General features: G+C 72.9%; 14 protein-coding genes. 8 read left to right on the top strand and 6 right to left on the bottom strand.

Features of this window, described 5'->3' with window-relative positions; all coding sequences use genetic code 11:
* Positions 1 to 108 precede the first annotated feature (108 nt).
* Positions 109 to 1,989, top strand: coding sequence for an elongation factor G (locus KXC43_RS02390; RefSeq protein ID WP_221374177.1), 1,881 nt, complete (start codon positions 109 to 111; stop codon positions 1,987 to 1,989).
* 301 nt (positions 1,990 to 2,290) lie between these two features.
* Here KXC43_RS02390 and gap read toward each other — a convergent pair whose 3' ends face one another.
* Positions 2,291 to 3,286, bottom strand: coding sequence for a type I glyceraldehyde-3-phosphate dehydrogenase (gene gap, locus KXC43_RS02385; RefSeq protein WP_221374176.1), 996 nt, complete (start codon positions 3,284 to 3,286; stop codon positions 2,291 to 2,293).
* Positions 3,287 to 3,349: 63 nt separating this feature from the next.
* Positions 3,350 to 4,303, bottom strand: a complete 954-nt coding sequence (locus tag KXC43_RS02380; RefSeq protein WP_308128934.1) for a GlxA family transcriptional regulator — start codon at positions 4,301 to 4,303, stop codon at positions 3,350 to 3,352.
* A gap of 47 nt (positions 4,304 to 4,350) precedes the next feature.
* Here KXC43_RS02380 and KXC43_RS02375 point away from each other — a divergent pair, with 47 nt between their 5' ends.
* The 3 genes from KXC43_RS02375 to KXC43_RS02365 are packed head-to-tail and all read left to right on the top strand — an operon-like array spanning position 4,351 to position 6,960.
* A complete protein-coding gene (locus KXC43_RS02375) occupies positions 4,351 to 5,283 on the top strand; it encodes a thioredoxin family protein (RefSeq protein WP_221374175.1) in 933 nt (310 codons plus the stop codon).
* Positions 5,284 to 5,320: 37 nt separating this feature from the next.
* Positions 5,321 to 5,905: a DUF4232 domain-containing protein gene (locus tag KXC43_RS02370; RefSeq protein ID WP_221374174.1), complete on the top strand. Its 585-nt coding sequence runs from the start codon at positions 5,321 to 5,323 to the stop codon at positions 5,903 to 5,905.
* A gap of 56 nt (positions 5,906 to 5,961) precedes the next feature.
* Positions 5,962 to 6,960 (top strand): SDR family oxidoreductase, encoded by a 999-nt coding sequence (locus tag KXC43_RS02365; protein ID WP_221374173.1) that lies wholly within the window; start codon positions 5,962 to 5,964, stop codon positions 6,958 to 6,960.
* Here the strand turns inward: KXC43_RS02365 and KXC43_RS02360 are convergent.
* Positions 6,932 to 7,813, bottom strand: coding sequence for an aldo/keto reductase (locus KXC43_RS02360; RefSeq protein WP_221374172.1), 882 nt, complete (start codon positions 7,811 to 7,813; stop codon positions 6,932 to 6,934). The two genes, KXC43_RS02365 and KXC43_RS02360, sit on opposite strands and share 29 nt — an antisense overlap.
* Before the next feature lie 270 nt (positions 7,814 to 8,083).
* On the opposite strand from KXC43_RS02360, the gene KXC43_RS02355 reads away from it, so the two are divergent.
* Together KXC43_RS02355 and KXC43_RS02350 are read left to right on the top strand one after the other, a co-directional pair.
* Positions 8,084 to 8,764, top strand: coding sequence for a response regulator transcription factor (locus KXC43_RS02355; RefSeq protein ID WP_221374171.1), 681 nt, complete (start codon positions 8,084 to 8,086; stop codon positions 8,762 to 8,764).
* Positions 8,761 to 10,098 (top strand): sensor histidine kinase, encoded by a 1,338-nt coding sequence (locus KXC43_RS02350; RefSeq protein ID WP_221374170.1) that lies wholly within the window; start codon positions 8,761 to 8,763, stop codon positions 10,096 to 10,098. The genes KXC43_RS02355 and KXC43_RS02350 overlap by 4 nt, the downstream gene beginning before the upstream one ends.
* On the opposite strand, the gene KXC43_RS02345 is transcribed toward KXC43_RS02350, so the two are convergent.
* Positions 10,088 to 10,411 carry an STAS domain-containing protein gene (locus KXC43_RS02345; protein WP_221374169.1) on the bottom strand — a complete coding sequence of 108 codons (324 nt, stop codon included), beginning with the start codon at positions 10,409 to 10,411 and terminating at the stop codon, positions 10,088 to 10,090. The two genes, KXC43_RS02350 and KXC43_RS02345, sit on opposite strands and share 11 nt — an antisense overlap.
* A complete protein-coding gene (locus tag KXC43_RS02340; RefSeq protein WP_221374168.1) occupies positions 10,408 to 10,692 on the bottom strand; it encodes a hypothetical protein in 285 nt (94 codons plus the stop codon). The genes KXC43_RS02345 and KXC43_RS02340 overlap by 4 nt, the downstream gene beginning before the upstream one ends.
* 100 nt (positions 10,693 to 10,792) lie before the next feature.
* Here KXC43_RS02340 and KXC43_RS02335 point away from each other — a divergent pair, with 100 nt between their 5' ends.
* The gene (locus KXC43_RS02335) at positions 10,793 to 11,350 is read left to right on the top strand and encodes a GerMN domain-containing protein (protein ID WP_221374167.1); all 558 of its coding nucleotides are present in this window, start codon (positions 10,793 to 10,795) and stop codon (positions 11,348 to 11,350) included.
* Positions 11,351 to 11,355: 5 nt separating this feature from the next.
* Here KXC43_RS02335 and KXC43_RS02330 read toward each other — a convergent pair whose 3' ends face one another.
* A complete protein-coding gene (locus KXC43_RS02330) occupies positions 11,356 to 11,841 on the bottom strand; it encodes a hypothetical protein (RefSeq protein ID WP_221374166.1) in 486 nt (161 codons plus the stop codon).
* 206 nt (positions 11,842 to 12,047) lie between these two features.
* Here KXC43_RS02330 and KXC43_RS02325 point away from each other — a divergent pair, with 206 nt between their 5' ends.
* Complete coding sequence (locus KXC43_RS02325; protein WP_221374165.1) at positions 12,048 to 13,736, top strand: aminotransferase class V-fold PLP-dependent enzyme; 1,689 nt, start codon at positions 12,048 to 12,050, stop codon at positions 13,734 to 13,736.
* The last annotated feature ends 15 nt before the right edge of the window (positions 13,737 to 13,751 follow it).

Below are 13,751 nucleotides of genomic sequence, written 5' to 3'. Positions count from 1 at the left end.
GTGCCCAGCCTCGGCTGCGCCACCGAGGCTGGTCGTTCCTGACCGCGTCCGCCTGGACGCGGCGGGTGGGCGCTGTCCACCGCCGGAACTCCCGAAAGCCGTTCAACCATGCGAAATCTCGGCATCCTCGCGCACGTCGACGCGGGCAAGACCACCCTGACCGAACGCATCCTGTTCCTGACCGGCGCCACCTGGAAACGGGGCGAGGTGCGGGACGGGACGACGGTCACCGACTTCGACCCTCAGGAACGGGAACGGGGGATCACCATCTTCGCGGCCGCGGTCAGCTGCGACTGGAACGGCCGGCGGCTCAACCTGATCGACACCCCGGGGCACGTCGACTTCACCGATGAGGTCGAGCGCTCGCTGCGGGTGCTCGACGGCGCCGTCGTCGTGCTCGACGGGGTCGCCGGGGTCGAGCCGCAGAGCGAAGCCGTGTGGCGGCAGGCCGACCGGTACGGCGTGCCGCGAATCGTCTTCGTGAACAAGCTCGACCGGCCGGGGGCCGACCTCGACGCGGCCGTGCGGTCGCTGCGGGAGCGGCTCGGCGTCACGCCGCTGGTCGCCCAGGCGCCGATCGAGGGCGGTGTCGTCGACCTGGTCGGACGGCGCACCCTCACCTGGCGGGACGGCGAGCTGGTGGTCACGCCGGGCGGCGATCCGGCGGCGCGGCAACGGCTGGAGGAGGCCGTCGCCGAACTGCACCCGGCCGCTCTGGAGGAGTTGGGCGCGATGTCGGACGAGACCCTGAGGACGACCATGCGCGATCTGACGACGCAGAACAGGGCGGTCGTCGTGCTGTGCGGCTCGGCTTATCGCGGCATCGGCGTCGAGCCGCTGCTCGACGCGGTGGTCGACTATCTGCCGGCGCCCGGTGTCGACGACGAGGCGCCACCGGCCGCGCTCGTGTTCAAGGTGCAGAACGGACGGCAGGGGCGCCTGACCTTCGTCCGCGTCTACGCCGGCACGCTCGTCAAGGGCGGCACGGTGTGGGACGCGGTCGAGGGCCGGGCCGAGCGGGTCGGGCGCATCCTGCGGGTGCAGGCCGACCGGCACACCGACGTCGAGCGGGCCACGGCGGGCGACATCGTGGCGCTGGCCGGGCTCAAGGCGGCCCGGCCGGGCACGACGCTGTCGACCCGGGAGCGCCCCGTGGTGCTGGAGGCGCCGGTGACTGCCGAGCCGCTCGTCTCGGTCGCGCTCGAGGGGCGTACGCGGGCCGACGCGCACCGGATGCCCGGTGCGCTGGCCGCGCTGGTCGAGGAGAACCCGTCGCTGTCGGTGCGAACCGACAGCGAATCGGGGCAGACGCTGCTCAGCGGAATGGGGGAACTGCAAGTGGAGGTGGCGGTGACCAGGCTGCGCGAGTCCGGGGTGAACGTCACGGCCGGGCGGCCCCGGGTGGCGTACCGGGAAACCGTGGTCCGTGGCGTCCGCGGTCTGGCTCACCGGCACGTCAAGCAGGACGGCGGATCCGGTCAGTACGCGCACGTCGTGCTCGACGTCGCGCCGGCCGAGGGCACCGGGTTCGCCTTCGCGTCCACGGTGACCGGCGGGCGGGTGCCGGCCGAGTTCGTGCGTGCGGTCGAGGCGGGCTGCCGGGAGGCGCTGGCCCACGGGCCGCTCGCCGGGCACCCGGTGGCCGGTCTGCGGGTCACGCTGACCGACGGCGCCACGCACGTGAAGGACTCGTCGGAGATGGCGTTCCGCGCGGCGGGCCGGTTCGGTCTGCGGGCGGCCCTCGAGGCGTGCGAGCTGGCGCTGCTGGAGCCGGTCGCGGACGTGACGGTCCACGCCCCGGCCGAGAACCTGGGCGGTGTGCTCGGCGACCTCGCGGCTCGTCGCGGCCGGGTCACCGCCTCCGACGGCGAGTCGGTGTCGGCTGTGGTGCCGCTGGCTGAGCTCTTCGGGTACGCGACCGATCTGCGCAGCCGTACGCGGGGTCGCGGCACCTTCTCGACCCGACCGGCCGGCTATCGCCCGGTCTGAGGCACGAAGCGGGTGGCGTCCCCGAATCCGGGGACGCCACCGGCGACGATCAGCTGGCCGCCGGTGAGCTCAGCCGGGTCGGCACTGGCTTCCTGCCGACGTTGTCGGGGGACGGGCGCACGTGTCCACCGAGGGTGTCCGGGCCGACGCCGAGAGCGGCAAGGTCGTGCAGGGCGTGCCGATGTCGGGCGACGGCCGGTTCCCGAGGACACCAACCTCGCCGGCGACGTCTACCTCTGGAGCCGGATCTAGGTGACCGCGGCCGGGCCGGACCACGCGGTCCGGCTCGGCCGCGAGCTTCCTAGGCGGCCAGCAGTTCCAGGGTGTCGATCACCCGGTTGCTGAAGCCCCACTCGTTGTCGTACCAGGCGACGACCTTCACGTGGCGGCCGTCGACGCGGGTCAGGGCCGAGTCGAAGATGGACGAGGCCGGGTTGCCGACGATGTCGGACGAGACCAGGGCATCCTCCGAGTATTCGAGGATCCCGGCCAGCGGGCCTTCGGCGGCCACCCGGTAGGCCGTCAGGATCTCGTCGCGGGTGACCTCGCGGGCGACCGTCGTGTTGAGTTCGACGATCGAGCCGACCGGGACCGGCACGCGGATCGAGTCGCCCGACAGCTTGCCCGCCAGGCGGGGGAGAACCAGGCCGATCGCCTTGGCCGCGCCCGTCGTGGTGGGGACGATGTTGACCGCGGCCGCCCGGGCCCGGCGCGGGTCGCGGTGCGGGCCGTCCTGCAGGTTCTGTTCCTGGGTGTAGGCGTGCACCGTGGTCATGAAGCCGTGTTCGATGCCGGCCAGCTCGTCCAGCACCGACGCCAGCGGGGCCAGGGCGTTCGTCGTGCAGGAGGCGTTCGACACGATGGTGTGGACAGCCGGGTCGTACGCGGCGTTGTTGACGCCGTAGGCCAGCGTCACGTCCGCGCCGTCCGAGGGCGCGCCGACCAGAACCTTGCGGGCCCCGGCATCCAGGTGCGCGCGAGCCTTCGACGCGGCGGCCAGCCGGCCCGTGGCCTCGAGGACGATGTCGACGTCGAGGTCGTTCCAGGGGAGCGTGGCCGGGTCGGGTGACGACAGGACGGCGATGCGGCGGCCGTCCACGACCAGGGTGGAACCGTCCACGGTCACCGGGCGGCCCAACCGGCCGGCCGTGGTGTCGAAGGCGAGCAGGCGGGCCAGGGCCGCCGGCTCGGTGAGATCGTTGACGGCGACGACCTCGAGCTTGCTGTCCCGCTCGAGCAGCGCCCGCAGCACGTTGCGCCCGATGCGGCCGAATCCGTTGATGGCGATGCGAGTCATGCGTTCAGCCTCGCCCGCGCGCCACAGCGGAGACAGTGGCGGCCACGCCACCGTTCGCAAGGATCACGCCACGAAGGTCCGGCGGTACTGGCTGGGGGTCGTGCCGAGGATCCGCTGGAAATGCAGACGCAGATTCGCGCCCGTGCCCAGTCCGGCCCGCACCGCGATCTGCTCGACCGAGAGCTCCGACAGCTCCAGCAGTTCGCGCGCCAGGTCGATCCGGGCCCGCATGACCCACTGCATCGGCGTGTACCCGGTGTCCTCCACGAACCGCCGCGAGAAGGTGCGCGGCGACACGGCCGCGTGCCGGGCCAGCGACTCGAGGGTCAGATGCTTGTCGAGCCGGTGCAGCGCCCACTCCCGCGTCGCCGCGAAGCGTTCGCCGATCGGGGCGGGGACGCTGCGCGGCACGTACTGCGCCTGGCCGCCGCTGCGGTAGGGGGCCGCGACCAGCCGCCGGGCCGCATGGTTGGAGGCGGCCACCCCGAGATCGCCGCGCAGCACGTGCAGGCACAGGTCGAGGCCCGAGGCGGCGCCGGCCGAGGTGAGCACGCTGCCCTCGTCGACGAAGAGCACGTTCTCGTCGACGTTCACCTCGGGATGCTTGCGGGCCAGCTCCCGCGTGTAGTGCCAGTGTGTCGTGGCCCGCTTGCCGTCCAGCAGCCCGGTCGCGGCCAGCGCGAACGCCCCGGTGGAGATGGCCGCGAGCCGGGCCCCGCGCTCGTGCGCGGTGATCAGGGCCTCGACGACGGCCGGAGGCGGGTCTTCCCGGTCGGGGAAGCGGTAACCGGGCAGGAAGACGATGTCGGCCCAGCCGAGGGCGTCCAGGCCGTCGGCCACGTGGTACGACAATCCGTCGCCACCGGTGACGAGCCCCGGCGCGGCACCGCAAACCCTCACCTCGTACGGCATGCTGGCCCGTGTCGTGAAGACCTGGGCCGGGATGCCGACGTCGAGCGGTTTGGCGCCTTCCAGCACGAGGACGGCGACGCGGTGCAGGCGTGGGAGCAGCGTCACTCAATTGACGATAGAGCCGGTACCCGCGTTGCTGGCACGGTGTCTGTATGAGAACGCCCTCGCTAGCGGACGCCGAGTGGCTCAACTCGCAACCACTCGCCCCGGACGACCTGCACGGACACGTCGTCCTCTACGACTTCTGGACGCTCACCTGCATCAACTGGCTGCGCACCGCGCCCTACCGCCTCGCGTGGTGGAACGCGTACCGCCAGGACGGGTTGATCGTCGTCGGGGTGCACACGCCCGAGTTCGGGTTCGAGCACAGTCCCGAGCTGGTGCGCCGAGCTGTGGCCGAGCGTGGCATCGACTACCCGGTCGTCATCGACAACGACTACGCGGTGTGGAAGGCCTTCGACAACCACTACTGGCCGGCGCTCTATCTGGCCGACGGCGCGGGCGTGATCCGCGACCATCACTTCGGCGAGGGCGAGTACGAAGGGTCGGAGCGCTCGATCCAGCGGCTGCTCGGCATCAGCCGCCCGCTGTCGCGGGTCGAACCGGCCGGCGTCGAGGTCGAGGCCGACTGGACGCACCTGCGCACGCCCGAGACGTATCTCGGGTACGCCCGCGGCGAGCACTTCGCGGCAGCCGGGGAGGCCGAGTCCGGCCGCCGCCACACCTACACTTACTCGAACTATCTGCACTTCAACCATTGGGCCCTGGACGGCGAGTGGACGGTCGGCAGCGAGCACGTGACCCTGTCCGAGCCGGACGGCGGCATCGCGTTCCGATTCCAGGCCCGCGACGCCAACCTCGTGCTCGACCGGGCCGGCGGCCGGCCCGTCCCGTTCCGCGTCACCCTCGACGGCGAGGCCCCCGGTGACGCCGCCGGCCTCGACGTCGGCGCCGACGGCGCCGGCGTGCTCGACCAGGGCCGCATGTACCAGCTGATCCGCCAGCCGGGCGCGATCGGCGAGAAGTTCCTCGAGATCACGTTCACCGCCCCGGGCGCCCGCGCGTACGTGTTCACCTTCGGCTAGCCAGGGGTGCTGGCGGGCGTACGGCATGATCAGCGGCGTGGTGAGGCTGCGCCGGTTGCTCGTGTTGCTGGTTCTTCCACTGGTGGCGTCATGCACGCAGTCGTGGCAGGCCACCGGCGGGCTCACGCCCACGGCTGCGCCCAGCACCCCGGCGTCGCCGTCCGTCGTTCCCAGCTCGGCCGCGCCCACCGCCCCGGCGGCGATCGAGTCGGTGTCCGCGTGCTCGCTGATCGGCGTGCTGATCACGGCGGACCGCGGCGACGCGGCCGCGGGATACCGGGAGATGCCGCTGACCGTGCGCAACTGCGGCACCGAGCCGTACGAGGTGCGAGGCCGCCCGGACATCGTCGTGCTCGGCGAGGACGGCCGTCCGCTGAAGGTCGCCGTCGTGGCCAGCAGCCACTACACCCCGGCGCCCCGGCGTCTCGTCCTGAAGCCGGGGGAGGCGGCACGGTCCGTGCTGTCCTGGCGTAACACCGTCACGAACATCGGCGGCTGGTCGGACACCGGGGCGTCGCTGGTGGTAGCCGTGTCCGTGGGTGGCGACCGCCAGCTCGTCGCCGTGCCGGCAACCCTGGATCTCGGCGACACCGGGCGGCTCGAGGCGAGCCCCTGGTTCTGAAGCGTGACCAGTGGGTACGTGCACCTCCGGCACATCGTGAAGTGAAGGGGGACGCCGTGACGGAGCGTCGAGTCGCCGTGGTCACCGGGGGAACCGCCGGAGTGGGCCGGGCCGTCGTGCGGGAGCTGGCGAGGCACGGCTGGGACGTGGCGGTGCTGGCCCGGGGCAAGGCGGGCCTGGAGGGCGCGACCGAGGACGCGTCGTCCCTGGGGGCGCGGGCGCTGGGCATCGAGACCGACGTGGCCGATTCCGGCCAGGTGCGGTCGGCGGCGGCCCGGGTCGAGCAGGAGCTGGGCCCGATCGACCTGTGGGTGAACGACGCGTTCACGGGCGACCTGCGCTATTTCTGGGACATCCCGGAGGACGAGTACCGCCGGATCACCGAGGTCACGTACCTCGGTCAGGTGCACGGCACCCGGGTGGCCCTCGAGCACATGCGCCCGCGCAACCGTGGGGTGATCGTGCAGGTCGGCAGCGCGCTGGCCTTCCGCGGCATCCCGTTGCAGTCGGCCTACTGCGGCGCCAAGCACGCCATCAAGGGCTTCACGGACAGCCTGATCGCCGAGCTCCGGCACACCGGCAGCGCCGTCAAGGTGTGCCAGGTGCAGCTGCCGGGCGTCAACACCGTGCAGTTCGACTGGAACGCCAGCGAGTTCGACCAGCACCCGCAGCCGGTCGCGCCGATCTTCCAGCCCGAGGTGGCCGCCCGCGCCGTCCGTTTCCTGGCCGAGAACCCCCGCCGCAACCTGTGGGTCGGCCTCAACACGGCGTACACGATTCTCGGCAGCCGCCTGGCGCCCTCGTTCATGGACTGGTACCTGGCCCGCAAGGTCGTGGACGGCCAGCTCAGCGACGACGACGGCCCCCGCTACGGCAGCAACGTCTTCGAGTCCCAGGACGACGACGCCGACCGCGGCGCCCACGGCATGTTCGACGATCAGGCGAAGACGCGCGACGCGTGGTCGTGGGCCTCGATGCATCGCGCGGCACTCGCCGGCGTCGCCGTGGCGGCCGTCGCGGCAGCGGTCATCCCCAGGGCAATGCGGCGCGGGTAGCCCAGTACAGCTCGGCTGTCTCGGCCTCGACCGGCCGGACGGACGAGGGGCCGAGGCCGGCCGCGCCCAGATTCGAGGCGAGCTGGGCCGCGGTGGCGGCGCCCGAGAGGACGACTGTGGCCCAGGGCTGGTGCAGGGCGGCGGCCAGGGCCTCGGCGTCGCGGGCGGCCAGGCGGCCGTTGGCCATGGCCTCCTTGACGATGACGGCCCGGCCCGACGCGTGGGCCTCGGCCAGGGCGGGACCGGCGCTGGGCTCCAGCAGGTTCCAGGTGGCCTGGACGCTGCGGAACAGCGGCTCGCCGTCCACCTCGATCCCGAGGGCGGCCCGGATCGCGTCGGCCTGGCGGGGTCCGCTGGTCGACAGGCCGACGACGGCGCCCTGGCCGGCCAGCCGGCGGTGCAGGGCCTTGTCGGTCAGGGCCGGGCTGTCCGGCGTCACCGAGTGGATCTGGTAGAGGCCGAGCCGGTTGCCGAGCAGGGCGCGGGTCTCGGCCAGCTGGCGGTCGAAGGTGGCTGCGCTGTGGTCCTTGACCTCGTGGGCCTCGGCTCTGAGCTGCCAGTTCGCGGTGTAGGTGTAACCCCACTTGCTGCCGACCAGCGCGTCGTCGTGGCCCGGGAGCCAGGACGCCAGGAACTCTTCCGAGCGGCCGTACGAGCGAGCCACGTCGAAGTAGCGCACGCCGGCCGCGTACGCCCGGTCGAGCAGTTCGTGCGCCCGGTCGCGCATCGCGTCGACGCTGCGGTCAGCCGGCAGATCCGCCTCGCGCCCGAGATTGATGTACGCCGGGCGGCCCACCGCCGCCAGCCCCAGTCCGATCCGCGCGACCCCGGTCAGCCCGTCGAGGAATCCCATACCGCCATCCAACACTGCCGGCGCCCGGCGCACCGAGCGGGCGCCGGAGAGGCCTCGATGGCGGTCCAGGTCTCTCCGGCCTGAAAGCCCACGCCCCGTCCACCGAACCGGCGGCGGGGCGCGGGCCTTGTGGGGGAGGGTTGGTTCCCGGGATCGATGCTGCTCGTGGCCGATGGCGGTATCCCTCCGGGCATGTGACGGTTGCGTGACGAAACCGGGGATTCGCCGCTCAACCGTGTCGGAGCGTGCCGGGCGCGGCATCATGCGGTTATGAGTGCCGTGCTGTTGATCGAGGATGACGACCGGATCCGGCTGTCGCTGGCCATGGCTCTGGAGGACGAGGGCTACCAGACCCACGCCGTGCCCACCGCCGAGGAGGGGCTCGAGATGCAGCGCCGGCAGCCGGCCGACGCGGTGCTGGTCGACCTGATGCTGCCCGGCATGGACGGCTTCGAATGCATCCGGCAGCTGCGGCGCACCGACGACGTGCCGATCATCGTGGTCAGCGCCCGCGACGACACCCATGACATCGTGGCCGGGCTCGAGGCCGGCGCCGACGACTACGTGGTCAAACCGGTCGCCGTGAAAGAGCTGGCGGCCCGGCTGCGGGCGTTGCGCCGGCGGGGCCGGTCCGCGTCGGCAACCCCCGCGGTCACCGTGCTCACCTTCGGCGACCTCGAGATCCGGCCCGAGGCGGGCGAGGTGCGCCTGCACGGCGAGCCGGTCGCGGTCACCCGTACGGAGTTCCGCCTGCTCTGCGAGCTGGCCGAGCACCCGGGTCAGGTGCTCTCGCGCCAGCAGCTGCTGAGCCGGGTCTGGGAGTACGAGATCGGCGACGAGCGCCTGGTCGACGTCCACGTCGGCCGGCTCCGCCACAAGATCGAGGACAGCGCGGGCAAGCCGCGGCACCTGGTGACCGTGCGCGGTCTGGGCTACAAGCTCCAGCCGTGAGGCGGGCCGGGCTGCGTACCCGGGTCAGCGCCGCGTTCGCCGTGGGCGCCCTGGCCCTGTCGGCGGGCGTCACCTTCGTCTCGTACGAGTTGATCAGCAACACCCTGTTCCGCGAGCGCGAGCGGGCGGCCGTGCGGGCCACCTACTTCGACGCGGCGGCCGTCAACGCCGGGCTGGGCGGCAGCAGCCCGGAGGTGGGGGAGCTGCTGCAGTCGCTCGACATCGGCGCCGACCGCTACGTGCTGCTCCAGCGCGGGGGTCAGTGGTACTCGCGCAGCGCCGGCCCGGCGGCGAGCAACGCCGTGCCCACGGCCCTGCAGGAGATGGCCGCGAGCGGCGAGGCGGGCGCCCAGCGGATCCGCCGCGACCGCGAGGCGGCGCTGGTCGTGGCCGTGCCCGTGCAGGGCGACGCGGTGTTCTACGAGATCGTGTCGCTGGCCGAGCTGGAACGGACGCTGCAACTGCTGGCGCTCGTGCTGACCGCCGTGGCGATCATGGTGTCGGCCGGCGGGGCGGCGGTCGGCTGGTACGTCACGCGGCACGCCCTGCGCCCGCTGGCGGCGGTGGCCGAGGCGGCCAGCGGCATCGCCGAGGGCGACTTCGACACCCGGCTCGATCCCGACGCCGAGCCCGACCTGGCCCGGCTCACGTCGTCGTTCAACCACATGGCGGACGAGCTGTCGCGCCGGCTCCAGCGGGACCGCCGGTTCGCCGCCGACGTCAGCCACGAGCTGCGCTCCCCGCTGCAGACCCTCGCCGCCGCGGTCAGCGTGCTCAACCGGCGCCGCGAGAGCCTCGACGAGCGGTCGGCGGCGGCGGTCGGGCTGATCGCCGACGAGGTCGCCCGCTTCCAGGCGCTCGTCGACGACCTGCTCGAGCTGGCCCGCAGCGACCAGCCGGTCCACCTCGAGGAGGCCGACATCGGGCTGCTCGTGGCCCGGGTGCTGAACTCCCGGAACCTGCCCGGCGACCTGCTGCACACCGACCCCGGCACGCCCGTGGACTGGCACGTCGACCGGCGACGGGTCGAGCAGGCCCTGGGCAACCTGCTGGACAATGCGGTCCGCTACGGCGGAGGGCCGGTGGCCGTACGCGTGGGGCCCGGTTTTCTGGAGGTGGACGACGCGGGCCCGGGAGTGCCGGACGAGGCCCGCGCCACGATCTTCGACCGCTTCGTGCGGGGGCCGTCCGCCAACGCGCGCGGCGGCGGCGACGGCACCGGCCTGGGCCTGGCCATCGTGGCCGAACACGCCGCGGCCCACGGCGGCAAGGCCTCCCTCGGTGACCGGCCCGGTGGCGGCGCGCGGTTCCGGATCGACCTGCCTATGCGCTGAGGGCGGCGCCGACGTCCGCGTACAGCGGGAACACCTGGTGCAGCTTCATGGTGTGCAGCACCGTCACGACGTACCGGGACGGCGCGGCCAGCGAGAGGGTGCCGCCGTGGCTCTTGGCCTCGTTGTACGCCCGGACCAGCATGCTCAGGCCGGCCGAGTCGATGGTCGGGGCGGCGTGCAGGTCGACGATGACGTGCCGATGGTCGCGGACCGCCTCGGCCAGCGACTGGCGCAGCAGCTCGACGGCATCGGCGTCGAGGTCGCCGAGCGGCGTGACGACAGCGGTGTCGGTGGCGTCGCGTACATCGGTCATCGGATGCCCTCCTTCTCGGGCGTACGGCGGTCGGCGGTGGTCACCACAGCGGCGACCCCGGCCCCGCCGAAGAGCCCCTGGAGGCCCAGCTCGGCCGGGCTGAACCCTGAGGGCAGGTCGGCGGCGATCCGCGCGACGGTCGTGGCGAACACCGCCATCCCCACGCCCACCGTGGGAGGGAGCCAGAAGGGCACCCGGCGACCGGCCCTCGTCAGCAGGTGCCCGGCGACGCCGAGCACGCCGCCCACGAGGACGGCGGTGACCAGACCGGTGACCGTCATGCCTCCACATTGCCCCTCAAGGTTTGCGGAACCTTCCCGGCAATATGACAGTTCCATGACGGAGCCCGGCCCCCGGCCGGTCGCGAGGCATCATTCGAGAATGCGGCGGGCCTGGACGACCATGACGGTGGCCGTCGTGCTGCTCGGCGGCTGCGGCGTGCGCGCCCAGGACGAGCCGCACGGCGTCGACCTGCCGCGGCACCCGCTGACCAGTCCCGGCGCGGGTCCGGCGGTGGCGGTGGGCGAGGTGGCGCAGGTGCTCTGCCTGGTGCGCGACGGCCGGTTGGTGCAGACCGTGCGGCGTACGCCGGCCTACCCCACCGTCCAGGCGCAGCTCGAGAGCCTGGCCGCGGGGCCGACGCCCGAGGAGAGGTCAGCCGGGCTGGGCACGGCGCTGAGCGGCGTGGTCCTGACCGGCCGGGTCCTCGCGGGGGCCGAGGTGACCGTCGAGTTCCCCGACGCCGACGAGGGCAACGCCCGCAACGACGAGATCCTGGCCTACGGGCAGGTCGTGTGCACGATGACGGCCCGCCCGGACGTGGGCTCGGTGGTGTTCACCCGGGACGGGCGGCCGCTGCAGGTGCCGCGGGCCGACGGCAACCTGACCGGCGGCCCGCTGCACAGCAGCGACTACGCGCGACTGTTGCGGCCGGGCTGACTTCGTCAGCGAGCCGAGGCTGTCCGGGCGCCGATCATCTGGGCCGCGGTGAGGCGGTCGACCCGCGTACGTCGCCCGGTGCGCTGACGCAGGCGGGCCGCCGCGAGTTCGGCGGCATCGACCGCGGGCGCCTGCTCGGCGGCCAGTGCCGGCTGGGCCAGCGAGGGGTGCCGGGCCTCCCACTCGGACCGCACCTTGGCCGGCAGATGCAGGTGGCGCCAGATGCGGCGCAGCACACCCGGGTTGAGCAGGTCGTTGATCTCGCAGCAGTCGGCGGCCTGGCACAGCACGGTCTGGTAGGCCTGCCGCTGCTGGGCCGGGTCCTCGAGGTCGAGCAGGCGGCGGCTGCGATGCCCGGAGGCCATGTGTTTCGGCAACTCGAGCAGGCCGACGCTGTGGCCGTGCAGGTCATCGAGGCGATCGGGGACGCTGGGGGCCCGGTTGGTCGGACCGCGCTGCTGGCGGCCGTCCCGGGCGGCGACGTACGGCATGAGCTCAGGCTAGGCTCGGCCGGGCGCCCGGACCGGCGGGTCGGCCGGACAGGTTGTCAGGGTGCCGAGTGGGTTGAGTGTGATGAGTGGCATGTCGCATTTCCCACTCACCGCGTGACAACCGCCCCGGCCGGACGGCACCCTGGGGCGACGTCGCATCGGTGCGCGAGATCCGCCGCCGCGTGCGACAAAACGCGGAGGGGACCATGGACACACCGATCCTGCGACGGCTGCGCGAGGGTTCGATCGGCACGGGCGCGGTCATCGACGGCCCGTTCGGGCCGCGACGAGTCACGTACGCCGACCAGACCGCCTCCGGGCAGGCGCTCGACTTTGTCGAGGACTTCATCCGCGACACCGTTCTGACCGGCTACGCGAACACCCACACCGAGGCGTCGGCGACCGGCGCCCGGACGGGAGCGTTGCGCGAGCAGGCCCGCGAGCTCATCCACCGCTCGGTCGGGGCCGGCCCCGACGACGTCGTGCTGTTCTGCGGGTCCGGGTCGACGACAGCGGTCAACAAGCTCGTCGCCACGCTCGGGCTTCGCGTGCCCGAGAACCTCGACGACCGGTACGGCTGGAGCGCCCGGATCCCGGCCGCCGAGCGCCCGGTGGTCTTCGTGGGCCCGTACGAGCACCACTCCAACGTCCTGCCCTGGCGCGAGTCGATCGCCGACGTGGTCGAGATCGGCAGCGACGGCAGCGGCCGGCCCGACCTCGGCGAACTGCGGGAAGCCCTGCGGTCGTTCGCGGAAAGGCCCCTGCGGATCGGCAGCTTCAGCGCCGCCTCGAACGTGACCGGCCTGCTCACCGACGTGGCGGCGGTGTCGGCGCTGCTGCGTGAGCACGGCGCCCTGTCGGTCTGGGACTACGCCGCCGGCGGCCCGTATCTGCCGATCACCATGGCCGGCAAGGATGCTGTCTTCCTGTCCCCGCACAAGTTCCCGGGCGGCCCGCAGACCCCAGGTGTTCTCGTGGTCGGCAGGCACCTGCTGGTCAACCGGGTGCCCACCGTCCCCGGCGGCGGAACCGTGGCGTTCGTCGACCCCGACACCCACCGCTACCTGGACGACCCGGTCGCCCGCGAAGAGGGCGGCACCCCCGCCATCGTCGAGTCGATCCGAGCCGGTCTGGTCTTCGGGGTCAAGGAGGCGGTCGGCGCCGAGGTGATCGCGTCGCAGGAGCGCCGCCTGTGGCTGCGCGCCCGTGACCGCTGGGCCGCCGACGACCGCATCCAGATCCTCGGCGACCGGGAGGCCGACCGCCTGCCGATCGTCTCGTTCCAGCTGCGCTCGGGCGACCGCTACCTGCACCACAACTACGTGGTCACGCTGCTCAACGACCTGTTCGGCATCCAGGCCCGCGGCGGTTGCTCGTGCGCCGGCCCGTACGGCCACCGCCTGCTGGGCATCAGCACCGAGCTCTCGCACCGCTTCGAGCACGAGATCCAGGACGGCTGGGAGGGCATCAAGCCCGGCTGGTCCCGCCTGAACTTCCTGTACTTCTGGTCGGACGAGCTGGCCGACTACGTGATCGAGGCGGTGTCCCTGATCGCCGAGCACGGCGCCCGCCTGCTGCCGGACTACCGCTTCGACCCGCGCACCGGTCAGTGGCGTCACGCCGGCGCCGTCCGGGTGCTGCCCCGGCTGAATGACCTGAAGCTGCACACCGACGGCACGGTGACCAGACCGGTGGCGCCGTCCCAGCTCGGCGAGGACGTCCTGCCGTCCCACCTGACCGAGGCCCGGTCCGTGCTCGCGAGCCGCCCGGCGCCGGCCGACGGCGCGGGAGCCAAGCTGCCGGCCGGGTTCGAGAAGCTGCGCTGGTTCCTGCTGCCGGACGAGTGTCTCGACGGCTGGGTGGAGGAGTACGGCGACGGAACACCCCGGCCCTGAACCGATGAGTTCCGG

It is taken from the genome of Paractinoplanes polyasparticus (assembly GCF_019710575.1).
In the GTDB taxonomy this organism is placed as follows: Bacteria; Actinomycetota; Actinomycetes; order Mycobacteriales; family Micromonosporaceae; genus Actinoplanes; species Actinoplanes polyasparticus.
The sequence above is the reverse complement of the archived record's forward strand: the minus strand, read 5'-3'. Positions and strand labels throughout refer to the sequence as shown.

What these genes read in the sequence shown, in the direction of transcription:
- KXC43_RS02390 (WP_221374177.1), top strand. Translation starts at nt 109, where the DNA reads ATGCGAAATCTCGGCATCCTCGCGCACGTCGACGCGGGCAAGACCACC.
- gap (WP_221374176.1), bottom strand. Translation starts at nt 3,286, where the DNA reads ATGACTCGCATCGCCATCAACGGATTCGGCCGCATCGGGCGCAACGTG.
- KXC43_RS02375 (WP_221374175.1), top strand. Translation starts at nt 4,351, where the DNA reads ATGAGAACGCCCTCGCTAGCGGACGCCGAGTGGCTCAACTCGCAACCA.
- KXC43_RS02360 (WP_221374172.1), bottom strand. Translation starts at nt 7,813, where the DNA reads ATGGGATTCCTCGACGGGCTGACCGGGGTCGCGCGGATCGGACTGGGG.
- KXC43_RS02355 (WP_221374171.1), top strand. Translation starts at nt 8,084, where the DNA reads ATGAGTGCCGTGCTGTTGATCGAGGATGACGACCGGATCCGGCTGTCG.
- KXC43_RS02345 (WP_221374169.1), bottom strand. Translation starts at nt 10,411, where the DNA reads ATGACCGATGTACGCGACGCCACCGACACCGCTGTCGTCACGCCGCTC.
- KXC43_RS02340 (WP_221374168.1), bottom strand. Translation starts at nt 10,692, where the DNA reads ATGACGGTCACCGGTCTGGTCACCGCCGTCCTCGTGGGCGGCGTGCTC.
- KXC43_RS02335 (WP_221374167.1), top strand. Translation starts at nt 10,793, where the DNA reads ATGCGGCGGGCCTGGACGACCATGACGGTGGCCGTCGTGCTGCTCGGC.
- KXC43_RS02330 (WP_221374166.1), bottom strand. Translation starts at nt 11,841, where the DNA reads ATGCCGTACGTCGCCGCCCGGGACGGCCGCCAGCAGCGCGGTCCGACC.
- KXC43_RS02325 (WP_221374165.1), top strand. Translation starts at nt 12,048, where the DNA reads ATGGACACACCGATCCTGCGACGGCTGCGCGAGGGTTCGATCGGCACG.